At 63.1% G+C, this 14511-nt stretch carries 15 protein-coding genes; all 15 read right to left on the reverse strand.

Features of this window, described 5'->3' with window-relative positions:
- Window positions 1-1188, reverse strand: a complete 1188-nt coding sequence (locus AACR77_RS21465; RefSeq protein ID WP_048208147.1) for an amino acid ABC transporter permease — start codon at window positions 1186-1188, stop codon at window positions 1-3.
- Window positions 1189-1250: 62 nt separating this feature from the next.
- Window positions 1251-2270: an amino acid ABC transporter substrate-binding protein gene (locus AACR77_RS21470; protein WP_010673482.1), complete on the reverse strand. Its 1020-nt coding sequence runs from the start codon at window positions 2268-2270 to the stop codon at window positions 1251-1253.
- 460 nt (window positions 2271-2730) lie between these two features.
- Window positions 2731-3042, reverse strand: a complete 312-nt coding sequence (locus AACR77_RS21475) for a DUF2845 domain-containing protein (protein WP_029313965.1) — start codon at window positions 3040-3042, stop codon at window positions 2731-2733.
- Window positions 3027-4040, reverse strand: a complete 1014-nt coding sequence (locus AACR77_RS21480; protein ID WP_042882473.1) for an ABC transporter permease — start codon at window positions 4038-4040, stop codon at window positions 3027-3029. Before AACR77_RS21480 ends, AACR77_RS21475 begins: the two co-directional genes overlap by 16 nt.
- 79 nt (window positions 4041-4119) lie before the next feature.
- Window positions 4120-5001: an ABC transporter ATP-binding protein gene (locus AACR77_RS21485; RefSeq protein ID WP_042882474.1), complete on the reverse strand. Its 882-nt coding sequence runs from the start codon at window positions 4999-5001 to the stop codon at window positions 4120-4122.
- Window positions 5002-5138: 137 nt separating this feature from the next.
- Window positions 5139-5750, reverse strand: coding sequence for an FKBP-type peptidyl-prolyl cis-trans isomerase (locus AACR77_RS21490; RefSeq protein WP_010673478.1), 612 nt, complete (start codon window positions 5748-5750; stop codon window positions 5139-5141).
- Window positions 5751-5941: 191 nt separating this feature from the next.
- Window positions 5942-6667: a copper homeostasis protein CutC gene (locus AACR77_RS21495; protein WP_039039289.1), complete on the reverse strand. Its 726-nt coding sequence runs from the start codon at window positions 6665-6667 to the stop codon at window positions 5942-5944.
- Window positions 6668-6708: 41 nt separating this feature from the next.
- Window positions 6709-7611, reverse strand: coding sequence for an ROK family protein (locus tag AACR77_RS21500; RefSeq protein ID WP_042882475.1), 903 nt, complete (start codon window positions 7609-7611; stop codon window positions 6709-6711).
- A gap of 109 nt (window positions 7612-7720) precedes the next feature.
- Window positions 7721-8227, reverse strand: a complete 507-nt coding sequence (locus AACR77_RS21505; RefSeq protein ID WP_042882476.1) for a GNAT family N-acetyltransferase — start codon at window positions 8225-8227, stop codon at window positions 7721-7723.
- Complete coding sequence (locus tag AACR77_RS21510) at window positions 8215-9030, reverse strand: M48 family metallopeptidase (protein ID WP_010673474.1); 816 nt, start codon at window positions 9028-9030, stop codon at window positions 8215-8217. Before AACR77_RS21510 ends, AACR77_RS21505 begins: the two co-directional genes overlap by 13 nt.
- Before the next feature lie 152 nt (window positions 9031-9182).
- The gene (locus AACR77_RS21515) at window positions 9183-10157 is read right to left on the reverse strand and encodes a PstS family phosphate ABC transporter substrate-binding protein (RefSeq protein ID WP_039039286.1); all 975 of its coding nucleotides are present in this window, start codon (window positions 10155-10157) and stop codon (window positions 9183-9185) included.
- A gap of 273 nt (window positions 10158-10430) precedes the next feature.
- Window positions 10431-11726 carry a phosphate regulon sensor histidine kinase PhoR gene (gene phoR, locus AACR77_RS21520; protein WP_042014623.1) on the reverse strand — a complete coding sequence of 432 codons (1296 nt, stop codon included), beginning with the start codon at window positions 11724-11726 and terminating at the stop codon, window positions 10431-10433.
- 72 nt (window positions 11727-11798) lie between these two features.
- The gene (phoB, locus tag AACR77_RS21525; protein WP_010673471.1) at window positions 11799-12488 is read right to left on the reverse strand and encodes a phosphate regulon transcriptional regulator PhoB; all 690 of its coding nucleotides are present in this window, start codon (window positions 12486-12488) and stop codon (window positions 11799-11801) included.
- 102 nt (window positions 12489-12590) lie between these two features.
- Window positions 12591-13001: a VOC family protein gene (locus tag AACR77_RS21530; protein WP_010673470.1), complete on the reverse strand. Its 411-nt coding sequence runs from the start codon at window positions 12999-13001 to the stop codon at window positions 12591-12593.
- A gap of 68 nt (window positions 13002-13069) precedes the next feature.
- Entirely contained in the window at window positions 13070-14356 is a 1287-nt protein-coding gene (locus AACR77_RS21535) for a GGDEF domain-containing protein (RefSeq protein ID WP_042882477.1), read from the reverse strand.
- Between the last annotated feature and the right edge of the window lie 155 nt (window positions 14357-14511).

Below are 14511 nucleotides of genomic sequence, written 5' to 3' on the forward strand. Positions count from 1 at the left end.
CTAGCGCTCAACCAGCGTCATTCTGCGGTTGTAGATGTTCATCAGCACCGAGGTGGTGATACTGATGACGAGATAGACCCCCATGGTCATGGCGATGACCTCGATGGCCTGCCCTGTCTGGTTGAGAGTCGTCCCCATGAACACCGAGACCAGATCCGGGTAGCCGATGGCGGTCGCCAGGGAGGAGTTCTTGGTGAGGTTCAGATACTGGCTGGTCAAGGGAGGAATGATGACCCGCATGGCCTGGGGAATGATCACCAGCCGCAGCGTCTTGGTGGGCGAGAGCCCGAGGGCGGAAGCTGCCTCAGTCTGCCCCTTGCTGATGGCCAGTATGCCGGATCGCACTATCTCGGCGATGAAGGCCGCCGTATAGATGGTGAGCGCCAGCAAGAGGGCCGCGAGCTCCGGCAGCACCGTCAGCCCCCCCCGGAAATTGAACCCTTGCAGCGCAGGCACGCTCCAGCTGAGCGGGCTGCCCGCCAGCAGGAAGGTGATGCCCGGGAGCAGCATGACCAGGGCGGCCACACAGCGCCAGAACGGGAAGATCCTGCCGGTCAGGGCCTGACGGCGGCGAGCCCAGCGGCCCAGCCCCCAGCTCAGCAGCACCGCCAGCACCAGTGCCCAGAGCACGTAGCCGAATCCCTCTTCGAACAGGGGCTTGGGCAGATAGAAGCCCCGCACGTTGAGGAAGGCGAGCCCGCCTATATCCACGCTCTGACGCGGGGAAGGCAGGGTACGCAGCACCGAGAAGTACCAGAAGAAGATCTGCAGCAGCAGCGGGATGTTGCGAAACGTCTCTATGTAGACGGCCGCTATCTTGGCCACCAGCCAGTTGCGCGACAGGCGCGCGACCCCGAGTGCGAACCCGAGCAGGGTGGCAAACAGGATGCCGAGCACGGAGACCAGCAGGGTGTTGAGCAGGCCCACCACGAAGGTGCGACCGAAGGTATAGGTCTCGTCGTAGGGGATGAGGCTCTGCAAGATGCCGAAACCGGCCGTGTTGCCCAGAAAATCAAAGCCTGTGGTGATGCCACGGGTGGCCAGATTGGTCAGGGCATTGTTGACGATGTAGAACAGAAACCCGATAACCGCCGCGATGGCCAGGCACTGGAAGAGCAGCGCCCGCACCTTGGCGTCATACCACCAGCGGCCCTGTTCTTTCCTATGGTTTGATGCGTGTAACGCCATGAGGATGACTCCGACAAAGCCAGGGAAAACATGGGGGGCCAGGCCCCCCGGTGACTGTCGACTCAGCGGATGGGTGGCGCGTACATCAGACCGCCCTTGTTCCAGAGGGCATTGATGCCGCGATCAATCTTGAGGGGGGAGCCGGCACCGACGTTGCGATCGAAGGATTCACCGTAGTTGCCGACCTGTTTGACGATGTTGTAGGCCCATTTGTCATCCAGCCCCAGCACAGTCCCTTTGGGCTCTTCCAGCCCCAGCAGGCGACGGATGTCAGGGTTGGTGGATTTGAGCATCTCGTCCACGTTGGCAGAGGTGACCCCGGCCTCCTCAGCATTGAGCATGGCGTTGAGGCTCCAGCGCACCACCTTGAACCACTGATCGTCACCCTGACGCACGGCTGGGCCCAGCGGCTCCTTGGAGATGACCTCCGGCAGCACCACGGCTTCCTCTGGCTTGGTGAGCTTGATCTTGAGGGCATAGAGCTGGGACTGATCCGAGGTCAGCACGTCACAGCGGCCGGCTTCGAAGCCCTTGACGGTCTGATCCGAGGTATCGAACACCACTGGGGTGTACTTCATGCCGCCATTGGCGCGGAAATAATCGGCCAAGTTGAGCTCGGTGGTGGTGCCGGACTGGATGCAGACGGCGGCACCGTCAAGCTCCTTGGCGCTCTTGACCCCGAGGGACTGCTTGACCAGGAACCCCTGCCCGTCGTAGTAGTTCACCCCGGCGAACGTGAGGCCCAGCGACCCATCCCGGGTCAGGGTCCAGGTGGTATTGCGCGAGAGCAGATCCACTTCCCCGGACTGCAGGGCGGTAAAGCGCTCCTTGGCGGTGAGGGAGACATACTTGACCTTGCTGGCGTCCCCCAGTACCGCGGCGGCCACGGCGCGGCACACGTCCACGTCGAGCCCGGTCCAGGTTCCCTTGGCATCCGGGTTGGAGAACCCGGGCAGGCCGTCACCGACCCCGCACTGCACGAATCCCTTCTTCTTGACGGCATCCAGCGTACCGTCCGCCCACGCATTGGCTGCCATCAGCGACAGCGCCATCACCATACCTGCCTTGTGTATCTGCTTCATGTCACTCTTCCCTGTGGTTTGATTCGAACAGGCATCAAAATCTAGCGAGATGCCATCGTTTCCCTGCTTTTTGGCAGCTTATCCAGCCGCAGAAAAACCTGTCAATCGGTGCAATCCGGCCCAACCATGGTGCAACAGAACAAAATATCTGAACGGGGGAATATGCACTCTCAGAATCAAAAGTAGACCCTTATTTGCCAAATAGCCTGCTGCTTAAAACCCTTCTTGGCATGAGGATTATTTTTCGAAAATAAATCGGCTGCACCGCATTGGGGCAGCCATTTCTGCTGACAACTGACTTATCAGATTCGGTTTTATGCCAAAAGCACCAGAGTGAGGCAGCATGACCCCATATGGAAAAATGGCGATAACAGGCAGGGAAAAGCAACAGAAAAGGAGGTAAAAGGCGGGGAAATGGCGACCTCATCTCCCGCACACTGGGCTTCAGAAAACCAGGAGGTCATCCTCCCCGTGGACCATCCGCAATGTCGGTGATGACGCCGTTTTCGACGGTGACAAACTGCATGAATTCCCGCTTGCCGAAGTTGTAGGTCCAGCGCTCGGCATACTTGACCGTCACTCTCGCCCCGAAGCCGTTCTCCTCGAAGCGGGTGAGATCTTCCTTGAGCATCGGCTGGCCGCAGCGAACCAGCAGCTCTGCCGTGGTGTCTCCCTCGGTCAGCAAAGCGTTCTTGCAACGCAGGGTACCTGCCTGCACAGGCAAGGCCGCCACCAGCAACAACCACAGAACAGGTTTCATTTTGCACTCCATTTGAACAGCATGGCGCCCAGCGAGATGCACACCAGGGCGAACACCATGACCTGACCCAGAGGGCCTGCCACCTCCTGCCATCCCGCCCCTTCCAGCATCACGGCGCGGGCTGCTTCGATGATCTGGCTGAGGGGCAGCCTGGCCGCAAGCTGCTGCAGCCAGGCGGGCGCGCCTTCCAGCGAGAACCAGACACCGGATAAAAACATCATGGGCAAGCTGATGAGATTGAGCAAACCGCTCGCCAGCTCCTCGTTCTGCAGGCGGGCGGCAATGAGCAGGCCAAGGGAGGCCATGGCCGTTCCTCCCGCCAGGGCGATCACCAGCAGCAGCCACCCCGACCCGATGAGGGGCACATCCAGCAGCCAGTAGGCCGCGCAGAAGACCAGCAGGCTCACCACCTGGGTGATCAGCACCCGTGACAGCAACTGGGCGAAGAGAAACTCCAGCGCGCCGAGCGGCGTGGCTCGCAACCGTTTCAGCACCCCGTTCTTGCGATAACGCACGATGACGAACCCGACCCCGAACAGGCCGGAGAACATCAGGTTCATGCCGATCACCCCGGGCAGCAGCCAGTCGCCGTAGCGGATGGCGCGCCCGCTCAGGGTCTCTCTTTGCAAGGGCACCTGCACCGCCTGGCGCAGCAGATACTCGGCCATGGCCCCCTGAGGAGCGTCCGGGTTTATCCAGTAACGCCCCCCGGCAGGTGAGAGCAGCAGGTCCAGCTGATGGTGACGGACCTTGAGCTGGCCTCTCGACGCCTCGTCATAGGGGATGATCTTGAGCAGCGGCACGGCGCGCAGCGGGGCATAGGTTGCGGGCAGTTCCCCCACCACCCCGATCTGCACCAGCGGTTTTGGCGGGCCGGAGAAGATGAGGGAGAAGCCGATGACCAGCAGGAGCGGGAAAAGCAGGTTCCACACCAGGGCCGCGCGATCGCGTACGAACTCGAGGGTGCGGGCATAGAAGAGCGCCCCGATGCGCTTGAGGGATCCCTTCATCGTCCACTCCCGGGATTGGATGTCGGCAAGGCGTACCGCAGCACGGGGGCCACGGTCAGACAGAACTCGGTCATCCCTCTCATGCGCCGCTCCGCAGGCTGTGGCCGGTCAGGTTCAGGAAGAGATCTTCCAGATTGGGGGAGCGCACCTGCATGCCGGTGAGGGGCACACCAAGATCCAGCAAGGCTGGCAGCAGGGTCGCCACGTCGGGGCAACAGAGCTCCACCTGATCGCCGACCGGACGCAGGGGATAGCCGAGCCCAGCCAGGGCCGGGTGCCCCCCAAGACGCACCAGTACGCCGTCGAAGTGTTGCGCCAGCAAGGCAGCCGGCGTATCCAGACTGAGCAGGTGGCCGTGATCGACGATGGCAATCAGATCGCACAGTTGCTGCGCTTCGTCCATGTAGTGGGTGGTGAGCACCACCGTCTTGCCCTGGGCCTTGATCGCCTCTATTCGCTGCCAGAAGTGGTGGCGCGCCTGGGGATCCAGTCCTGTGGTGGGCTCATCCAGAAACAGCAGTTCGGGATCCCCGAGCAGGGCCAGAGCCAGCAGCAGGCGCTGACGCTGGCCCCCCGAGAGCTTGCGACTGTCCCTGTCGATGAACTCGTCCAAGGCGCACAGATCGATGAGCAGCTCCCGTGGCAAGGGATTGGGGTAGAGGCTGGCGAACAGGCGCAGGGTATCGCGCACCGTCAGGAAATCTTGCAGCGCCGTGTGCTGGAACTGGATGCCGATGCGGGAGCGATAATCCGGGCCGCGCGGGGCGCCGTGAAACAGGATCCGGCCGCTGTCCGGAGTGAGGATCCCCTCCAGCAGCTCGATGGTCGTGGTCTTGCCCGCCCCGTTCGGGCCGAGCAGGCCGAAACAACTGCCGGCGGGAATGGCAAAGCTGAGCCCGTCCACCGCCTTGACGCCGGGGAAGTGCTTGACGAGATCGACGACCTCGATGATGGCTGCCATGGCGTGTCTCCCTCACATGGCCGGAATGGACGACGCTCTGACTATATCCAAATCCCCGCCGAAGGCACATGGCCCGTTTGGGCGGTCCAAAAACAAACGGCGACCTCAGGGTCGCCGTTTGCATCACACCAGCCGGATCACAGGATGTCCAGCAGCTCCACTTCGAAGACCAGAGCGGAGTACGGCGGGATGGAGCCGGCGCCACGGGCACCGTAGGCCAGATCCTGCGGAATGTAGAGCTTCCACTTGGAGCCAACCGGCATCATCTGCAGCGCTTCCACCCAACCGGCGATCACGCCGGTCACCGGGAACTCGGCCGGTTGGCCGCGCGCAACGGAGCTGTCGAACACGCCACCGTGGGTGAATGTACCGTGGTAGTGCACGCGCACGGACTGACCGGCAACCGGCACGGCGCCATTGCCTTCGACCATGACTTCATATTGCAGACCGGAGTCGGTGGTCTTCACTTCGGCGCGCTTGGCGTTGTCGGCCAGGAAGGCTTCGCCTTCGGCAGCAGCGGCCTTGGCGGCAGCTTCCTGCTCTTCCTGCATGCGGGCGGTGATGACCTGGAAGGCATCGTTGATATCGTCACGGCTGACCGCGAACTCCAGGCCGTTCAGGGCATCTGCCAGACCTTGTTGCAGGGCAGGGATATCCAGACCGGCGAAGGCTTGCTGAGCCAGTTGGTCGCCCATGTTGCGGCCGATGCCGTAGCTGGCCTTCTGTTCGATAGAGTCGTATTGGGACATTGAGAGGTTGCTCCGGGTCCTGATGGTAAAAGAGACGGGATGATAACAGACTTTTTTGCACCGTGCTGCCAAGACGCCCCTCAATTGCCCGCCGGTGGGAGACGCCTCACATCGGCCCCCTCATCCCCGCCCCTTCTCCCGCAAGGGGAGAAGGGGGCAAAACAGAGCACCATATCGCCGCACAGTCTCTATCAGGCCCTGTCCAGCAACGCCCGCACCGCTGCGACCTTGGCGCCGTCGGTGATGTTGACCCGGCCATCGTCAGAGGTGCCCATGTTCACACCATGGGGCACCATGCCGCCGCGCCAGCCCATGCCGGACATGTGTACTTCATTGACGCCGGTGAATTCGATGATGGTGCGCACGTTGTCGGCGTTGACCCCGGCCCCCGGCATCAGGCTGGCCCGTCCCGCCAGCGCCTGGTGCATGGCCTGCAGGGTTTCGAGCCCCGCCAGCGCGGTCGGCGCATGGCCGGAGCTCAGAATGCGCTCGCAACCCGCTGCGACGATCGTCTCGAGATCCAGCCGCCAGTCGGAGGAGAGATCGATGGCCCGGTGGAAGGTGACGCCAAGCGGCCCCGCCGCCTCGACCAGTTGCCGGAGCTTGCCTTCGGGTACCCGTCCATCTTCATCCAGCAGACCGACCACCACCCCTTGCAGGCCGGCGGCACGGGCGGCGGCGATATCCTGCAACATGATGTCGAACTCCCCCTCGCCAAAACAGAAATCCCCGGCACGGGGCCGGATCATGGCGTAGACGGGGATGGTGGCGTGGCGCGCCACCTGCTGCATGAAACCATAGGAGGGAGTGAGACCGCCCAGCCCCAGCGCAGAGCAGAGCTCGATGCGATCGGCGCCGGCCGCCTGGGCGGTGAACAGGGATTCGAGGTTGTCGATACAGATTTCAAGACGGGTCATGATGACTCCTTGTTCGGGGAGATCAGACCCTCTGTCCGATCTCACAGATTGAGCAGGGCTGCACCGCGCACACCGCCGGCACCACCGAATCGGGCCTCGCGGATCGCCGGCAGGGCGACACCGGGCAGCAGGTGGCCGGGCAGACGTTTGGGCAGCTCCTCATAGAGGGCTGGCAGGGCGCTCAGGCCGCCCCCCAGCACCACCACATCGGGATCAATCACCGAGATGGCGGTGGCGAGGCCGGCAGCGATGATCTCGAGCCAGCAGTCGATGGTCGAGAGGGCCGCCGCCTCACGGGCATCGGCACGGGCGACGATCTGGTGGCCGCTCACCCGTTCCCCATGAACATGGTGGTATAGCCGCTCCAGGCCCGTGCCCGACGCATAGGTTTCGAAACAGACCAGGCGCCCGCAGCCACAGCGGGGACGGGGCAAATCCGGGTATTTCATCAGGATGGTGGCGGGCAGCGGGTAGTGACCTATCTCCCCCGCCAGCCAGTTGCGCCCCTGGATGAGCTTGCCCGCCAGGTAGACGGCGCCGCCGATGCCGGTACCTATGGTGACGCCGAGGGCGCTGCCAGCACCGTCTGCGGCCCCCTGATGCACTTCCGACCAGAGGAAACAGTTGGCGTCATTGTCGACCTTGACCGGTCGGCCCAGCAGTTCGGCCAGATCCGCCCCCAGATGGCGGCCATGGATGGCGGGCAGGTTGGCCGCCACTATGCTCCCGTCGAGGCGATTGAGGATCCCCGGAAACCCGATGCCGACGGCCCCTTTCACCCCGAAGCGCACATCCGCCGCCTCGACCCGCTCGCGCACAAGCTGCTGCAGCGCCGGGTAGTCGTTGCCCGGCGTGCTCACCCGCTCTTCATGGCAGAGGGTCAGGGCGTCGTCATACACCGCGAAGGCAATCTTGGTGCCGCCAATGTCAAATCCGTAGTACATGCCACACTCCCTTGCGGTGGACCCGGCCACCTCAGTCTGTCCAGATGGGGCACATTGTATTAATTCGCAAAAAAAATAAAGTACCCGGGGGCGAAAAACGGGAGCCAGCTCAAAGCAAACGGAACATTTGTCGCTGTTGGCAAGGTTGTCCGAGGCTCATCAGGGTGCGCACCTGACCGTCGAACATGAAGCCGCGGCGCAGGTAGAATCCCTCGCCGATGTGATTGCCATCCAGCAGCCAGAGCCTGACGCACTCGCAACCGGCCCGGCGCATCTGCACCGCCACCGCCTGCCACAGCCGTTTGCCATGACCCTGACGCCAATGATCGGGATGAAGGTAGAGCGCCCGGATCCGCGCCGTCATCAAGCCTTCCTCCAAAGAGGGCTGCCAGTAGAGCAGGCCGATGACCACGTCGTCCTGACAGACCAGCATGGGAACGGGGCCGGGCTCGGCGAGCCGGTGTCGCCAGATCTGCAGGTGGTCGGTCACCGCCAGCTGGGCCAGCATGTCGGCCCCCAGCACCTCCCCGTAGGCCGCCAGCCAGCTCGCCCGCTGCATCACCGTCATGGCGGCGGCATCGGCGGGACGCGCCAGGCGCAGGCTTACGCCTTGCACTGGGGAACCAGCCCTGATGCTTTCGCCTGCTGGTACAGGGGCTGCACTTCGGCCTGCTGGGCCTGCAGGTTGGCGATCCGGCTCTGGTCGCTGGGGTGGGTGGAGAGCAGCTGGGGCGGTGCCTTGCCACCGGAGGCGGCGCTCATGTTCTGCCACAGGGTGACGGCTTCGGCCGGGTTGAACCCGGCGCGGGCCATCAGCTCGAGGCCGAGCCGGTCCGCCTCGCTCTCCTGGGTTCTGCCATAAGGCAGGGCTATCCCCACCTGGACCCCGAGGCCCAGGGCGGCCATGGTGGCGGCGCCCCCGAGGCTGTCGCTGCTGCCGATGGCGGCGTCCGCCACCGCCAGCCCGATACCGGTCAGCTGATCCCGGGAGAGGCGCTCGTTGGAGTGCTGGGCCAGCACGTGGGTCAGCTCGTGACCGATGACGGTGGCGAGCTGGTCCTGATTCTTGGCGACTTTCAGCAGGCCGCTGTAAACGCCTATCTTGCCGCCGGGCAGGGCGAAGGCGTTGATCTCCTTGGAGTCGAACACCACCACTTCCCAGCTGGTGATGCCATAGCTGGCAGGCACCTGGGCGGTCACCGCCTTGGCCACGCAGCCCACATAGGCATTCATCCTGGCATCCGTGCTCACCTTCTCCTGCTGCTTCATCTGGGTGAAGGAGTCGGCACCCAGCTGGTTCATCTGCTGGGGGGAGAAGAGCAGCATCTGGTTGCGACCGGTCGGTGACTGGGCGCAGCCGGCCAGCAGGGCGCTGCACAAGGCCGTCAGGGCCAGTCTGGAGAGGGAAGATGCGCGCATGAGAGGGTCCTTTGCCGTGAAGTTGCCCTATTCTCGGAAATGCCGCCGCCCGGCGCAAGCCGGGCGCTGCGCCCTGCGACCAAAAAGATCCTGGAGCGCACCAATGAAAACGAGCCCGCATGGGGCTCGTTTTTCTGCAAGGGCTCGTTCTGTTACATGATGCCCAGCTTCTTCAGGTCGGCCTGAACCACCTTGGCCGGGACCGGCACATAGCCGTCCTTGGCAACGATGGTCTGGCCCGCCTTGGAGAGCATCATCTTCACAAACTCCTGCTCCATCGGGGAGAGCGGCTTGTTCGGATGCTTGTTCACGTAGACATACAGGAAGCGCGACAGCGGGTACTTGCCGGTGATGGCGTTGTCGGAGCTCGCCTCGATGAAGGTCTTGCCATCCTTGGAGAGCGGAACGGCGCGCACGCCGGAGGTAACGTAGCCGATACCGGAGTAGCCGATGCCGTTCAGGGAGGAGGAGACGGACTGTACCACGGAGGCGGAGCCCGGCTGCTCGTTCACGCCGCTCTTGAAGTCACCGTTGCACAGGGCGTGTTCCTTGAAGTAACCGTAGGTACCGGACACGGAGTTGCGACCGAACAGTTGCAGATCCTTGCCGGACCAGCTGCCGTCCAGACCCAGATCAGACCACTTGGTGGCCGCCTTGGCTTCGCCGCACTTGAGGGTGCTGGAGAAGATGGCGTCGATCTGCGACATGGTCAGCCCCTTGATGGGGTTGTCCTTGTTGACGAACACGGCCAGGGCATCGACGGCGACGCGGATGGCGGTCGGCTTGTAGCCGTAGCGCTTCTCGAATGCCTCCTCTTCACCGGCCTTCATGGCGCGGCTCATGGGGCCAAACTGGGCGACGCCCTCGGTCAGGGCAGTCGGTGCGGTGGAAGAACCGGCGGCCTGGATCTGCACGTTGACGTTGGGATACATGCGCTTAAATTCTTCGGCCCACAGGGTCATCATGTTGGCCAGGGTGTCCGAGCCGACAGAGGACAGGTTGCCCGAGATGCCGCTGGTCGGTGTGTATTCCGGCAGGTCTTTATCCACACCGGCAGCCAGAGCGCTGACAGAAAACAGGGTTGCTGCGGTGAATCCGATGACACCAGCCAGTTTGTTGAGTTTCATCCAATCTCTCCAAGTCCAAGGTTGCAGAAGGCAATCGTCAGGTTGACGTCTAAACGTGGTTGACACCCGATCGCAATAATCCGTGGGCCAGCACCACTCCTTCTCCAGTGTTACAGAAGGTCCGTTCTTTAAGACGGCGCCAGTATCTGGCCTGGCAGTGACAAATTTATGGAATTTATATGACACTTTGATGACATGGGCCGAGAGTGGCCCGGATGAAAAAAGGGCTGCGATGCAGCCCTTCTCTCGTTGCTAACACATTGACACAAAAAATTATTTCACCAGCACCATGCGGGCGGGAATAAGAAAGCTGAAGCGGCTGCCCGCACCGACCCGGCTCTCGATATCGAGATGGGCATCGTGATGACTCAGGGCATGCTTGACGATGGCAAGGCCGAGCCCGGACCCTCCGGTGTGGCGCGAGCGGGCCTTGTCGACCCGATAGAACCGCTCGGTGAGCCGCGCCAGATGCTCGGGAGGGATCCCCTCCCCCTCATCCTGCACCGCAAACAGCGCCATGCTCCCCTGCTTGCGCCACTCCACAGTGATCTTGCGCCCCGCCGGGGTGTAGTGGATGGCGTTGTAGACCAGGTTGGAGACGGCGCTGCGCAGTTGATCCTGATCCCCGCGCACCAGCAGATTGGGCTGAACCATGAAGACGATCTCGTGGGCCCGCTCACCGGAGAGCGCCCGCGCCTCCTGCTCCAGCAGCCCCAGCATGGCGGGCATGTCCACCAGATGGGAGAGATCCACGGTGGGCGCCGCCTCGATGCGCGACAGGGTGAGCAGCTGGTTAACCAGATTGTCCATGCGGATCGTCTGCTCCATCATCACCTTGTGCGCCTTGGCCCACATGGCGGGGGGCGGCGGCTCCTCGGTCATCTCCAGATACCCCTTGAGCACGGTGAGGGGGGTACGCAACTCGTGAGAGACGTTGGAGACGAAGTGCTTGCGCGTCTTCTCCAGGCTGCGCAGCCGGGTCACATCCCGCACCACCAGCATGGCCTGATCCTCCGCATAGGGCATGATGCGAAATTCGAGGAACTTCTCCTCGTTGATGGGGGAGTGCATCTCGAACGGCTCGTCATACTGCCCCTTGCCCAGATAGGCGACGAAGGCGGGGTGACGGATCAGGTTGCCGATGTGCTGGCCGGCATCCTCGGGCCAGCGAAAGCCGAGCAGTTGCTCCGCCAGCCGGTTGCACCAGAGGATGCTGCCGTCGGTGCGAAACACCACGGCCGCATCGGGCAGCGCCTCCGCCCCTTCCCGAAAACGGCGGATGAGGCCCGCCAGCTCCCGGCGCCGGGCCCTGTGACGCTGCTGCAACTTGTAGATGCCGTTGAAGATGTGCTCCCAGCTGCCGCTGCCGTGGGGCGGCACCAGGCTGCGATCGTGCCACAGCCAGTCCGACAGCCGCTTCTGGAAGCGGTAGTGCCAGACCAGGTGCAGCACCGTGGCCACCAGCAGGCAAAGAACGAGATGATCGATTAACCAACCTACCAAGACGAAGGGGCTGTAGAAGAACGCCATTCGCCACAACTGTCGCCGCCAGGCGTAAGGTTGCAACATTAAGATCTCCTAGAGACAGCAAAGAGCCGGGTCCAATGCCCGCCGGCAGGCGCTAGCGGCACTGGCCCTGACCTAGAGACGGGTCGAGAAGCGGTAGCCGGCCCCGCGCACCGTCTGGATCAATCTGTCGTGCCCCGTCTCTTCGATGGCCTTGCGCAAGCGGCGAATGTGCACGTCCACGGTTCTGTCCTCGACATACACATTGGTACCCCAGACGTTGTTGAGCAACTGCTCGCGGCTGTAGACCCGCTCGGGGTGGGTCATGAAGAAGTGCAGCAGCTTGAATTCGGTCGGCCCCATGTCGAGAGCCTTCTCCTCGGCACTGACCCGGTGGGAAACGGGATCCAGTTTGAGCCCCTGCACCTCGATCACCTCGTCCACCGAGGTGGGAGAGACACGGCGCATCACGGCGTGCAGGCGGGCGGTGAGCTCCTTGGGGGAGAAGGGCTTGGTGATGTAGTCGTCGGCACCGGCCTCGAGCCCGCGCACCTTGTCCTCTTCCTCGCCCCGGGCGGTCAGCATCACCACCGGGATCTGGCGAGTCATCTCATCCTGCTTGAGCTGCTTGAGGAACTGGATACCGCTGCCACCTGGCATCATCCAGTCCAGCACGATGAGTTCGGGGTAGGGTTCGCGCACCTTTGCCAGTCCATCGGCGTAATCTTCTGCTTCTACTGTTTCATATCCCTTCTGCTCAAGCACGAAGCAGAGCATTTCGCGGATCGGTGCCTCGTCCTCGACCACCAGAATTCGCTTAGCCATATCCCTTCTCTCTCCTCTGTGAAGATGGGTGCGCCAATTATTAGAACTTTCTGTGACACTTTTATGACTTTATGACGGGCGGGATGATAAACGTTTTCAGATTCAGTTGGCAGCAGCGAGTTGCAGCAGGTCCCAGCGATTGCCACTGATGTCCTCGAACACCACCACGGTGCCGTAAGGTTCGAGGCGCGGCTGTTCACAAAAATGAACGCCATAGGCCTGCATCCGCTCGTAATCGCCCCAGAAGTCGTCTGTCTCGAGGAACAGGAAGACCCGACCGCCCCCCTGGCGACCGATGGCGGCGCGCTGCTCCTCGTTGGCCGCGCGGGCCAGCAGCAGGGCGGAGCCGGGAGCCCCCTTGGGAGCGACCCGCACCCAGCGTTTGCCCGGTTTGCCGGGCTCGTCGAGGGGGGTGTCTTCCAGTAGCTCGAAGCCCATTCCCCGGGTGAAGAAGGCGATGGCCTCGTCGTAATCCGCCACCAGCAGCGTCAGGGCGCCAATGTGTTGTGCCATGGCATCTCTCCTCGGATAAATGATGGGGCGCATGATAGCCCCGCTCGGCCATGGGCTCCAGCGCCGGATCAGTCGGGCGCCACCTCCACCCGGTTGCGACCATTCTGCTTGGCCTGATAGAGCGCCTCGTCGGCCCGCTTGAGCGCCTGCTCCAGGCTATCCTTGCGCCGCTCGGCCACCCCGAAGGAGGCGGTGATCCCGAGCCCCAGCGGCCAGTGCCTGTACCCCTCCAGCGCCCCTCTCAGCCGCTCCGCCAGGGCGGCGGCCCGTCCCTCGTCGTAATGGAGGCAGACCAGCACGAACTCCTCCCCACCCCAGCGCACCAGTCGGCACAGGCTGTCACAATGGCGCAGCAGCTCGCTCACCATGTGCTTGAGCACCTCGTCCCCCACCGGGTGGCCGTGACCGTCGTTGACCCCCTTGAAGTGATCGATGTCGATATAGATGAAGGAGAGCGGCATCTCGCCGAGCTCCCCGAGCAGCTTTTCGCCGCCGAGCCGGTTGAGGGCCCCGGTCAGGGGATCGTAGCGGGCCTCCTCCTCGGTGCGCCGGTTCTGCTCGCACAGGCTCGCACTCAGGGCTTCAGCCGCGAGGCGCGCCTCCCTGGCCTTGCGCAGCCGATCCCCGAACATCAGGTTCTGGACCAGGAAGAGCAGCACGCCGTAGACAAGCCACCCCAGCAGCAGATAGCGATAGAAGTCCCCCGGCTTGCACCAGCGGCCATAGAACTCCAGCCGCTCGAGCCGCAACCGGTACTCCCCCGGCAACATCTTGTCATCGGAGGCGATCTCGATGGCGTAGACATGGTGCAGATCCGGCCCCTGCTGGACCAGCGGAATGTCGTACTGCTGCACCCACCAGGAGCTGGGGGCAAAGACGTTCAGGGGTACATCCTGCTCACGACCAAAATCCCTGGCGGTGAAGAGCACTTCGTTGAACTTGTGGGAACTCTCGTCTTCCCGCGTCGAGTAGACGGGATCGTAGTTGCGCAGATAAAGGCGCCAGGCCTGTACCCCCTGCCCTTCTACATCCAGCCTCACCCGCACCCCGGTGAAGCCGGAGAGATCCAGCCCCCGCTCGGGGTCGGTCAGGGTCAGAACCAGCTCGCAGAAAGGATAGGCATATTGGCTTCGCAGGGCGCACTGGATGGCGGGTCTGTCGCCCCCCTGACTCAGGGTGGCGACGGAGGAGCCCTTGTGGGCCCTGTCATCCTGGGCACGCACGGACAAACCGGCCTGGCTCAGGATGTCGAGCCGCCGCTCGGGTCCGAATTCGAATATCGCCATGGCCAGCAGGCTCGCCGCCAGCAGGCACCAGAACAACAGCGTCGTCATGCGGGAATAGGAAGGGATCATCGGCATCACACCTGAAAAAGGGCTTTTACCCTACACCTTGAAGCGCCGGACCGCGCTGATCCAGATCCAAGGTTATTACACGCGCCGCACCGGGCGCAGACGGGTGCCGACTAGCCGGCACGGGCCCCATGGGGCGCAAGCGGCATCGGCCAGCC

Origin of the sequence: Aeromonas sp. ZOR0002, assembly GCF_963866995.1 — a bacterium.
Classification (GTDB): Bacteria; Pseudomonadota; Gammaproteobacteria; order Enterobacterales; family Aeromonadaceae; genus Aeromonas; species Aeromonas caviae.

Coding starts and splice junctions, on each gene's coding strand:
- AACR77_RS21465 (WP_048208147.1), bottom strand. CDS start 1,188: ATGGCGTTACACGCATCAAACCATAGGAAAGAACAGGGCCGCTGGTGG.
- AACR77_RS21470 (WP_010673482.1), bottom strand. CDS start 2,270: ATGAAGCAGATACACAAGGCAGGTATGGTGATGGCGCTGTCGCTGATG.
- AACR77_RS21475 (WP_029313965.1), bottom strand. CDS start 3,042: ATGGAGTGCAAAATGAAACCTGTTCTGTGGTTGTTGCTGGTGGCGGCC.
- AACR77_RS21480 (WP_042882473.1), bottom strand. CDS start 4,040: ATGAAGGGATCCCTCAAGCGCATCGGGGCGCTCTTCTATGCCCGCACC.
- AACR77_RS21485 (WP_042882474.1), bottom strand. CDS start 5,001: ATGGCAGCCATCATCGAGGTCGTCGATCTCGTCAAGCACTTCCCCGGC.
- AACR77_RS21490 (WP_010673478.1), bottom strand. CDS start 5,750: ATGTCCCAATACGACTCTATCGAACAGAAGGCCAGCTACGGCATCGGC.
- AACR77_RS21495 (WP_039039289.1), bottom strand. CDS start 6,667: ATGACCCGTCTTGAAATCTGTATCGACAACCTCGAATCCCTGTTCACC.
- AACR77_RS21500 (WP_042882475.1), bottom strand. CDS start 7,611: ATGTACTACGGATTTGACATTGGCGGCACCAAGATTGCCTTCGCGGTG.
- AACR77_RS21510 (WP_010673474.1), bottom strand. CDS start 9,030: ATGCGCGCATCTTCCCTCTCCAGACTGGCCCTGACGGCCTTGTGCAGC.
- AACR77_RS21515 (WP_039039286.1), bottom strand. CDS start 10,157: ATGAAACTCAACAAACTGGCTGGTGTCATCGGATTCACCGCAGCAACC.
- phoR (WP_042014623.1), bottom strand. CDS start 11,726: ATGTTGCAACCTTACGCCTGGCGGCGACAGTTGTGGCGAATGGCGTTC.
- phoB (WP_010673471.1), bottom strand. CDS start 12,488: ATGGCTAAGCGAATTCTGGTGGTCGAGGACGAGGCACCGATCCGCGAA.
- AACR77_RS21530 (WP_010673470.1), bottom strand. CDS start 13,001: ATGGCACAACACATTGGCGCCCTGACGCTGCTGGTGGCGGATTACGAC.
- AACR77_RS21535 (WP_042882477.1), bottom strand. CDS start 14,356: ATGATCCCTTCCTATTCCCGCATGACGACGCTGTTGTTCTGGTGCCTG.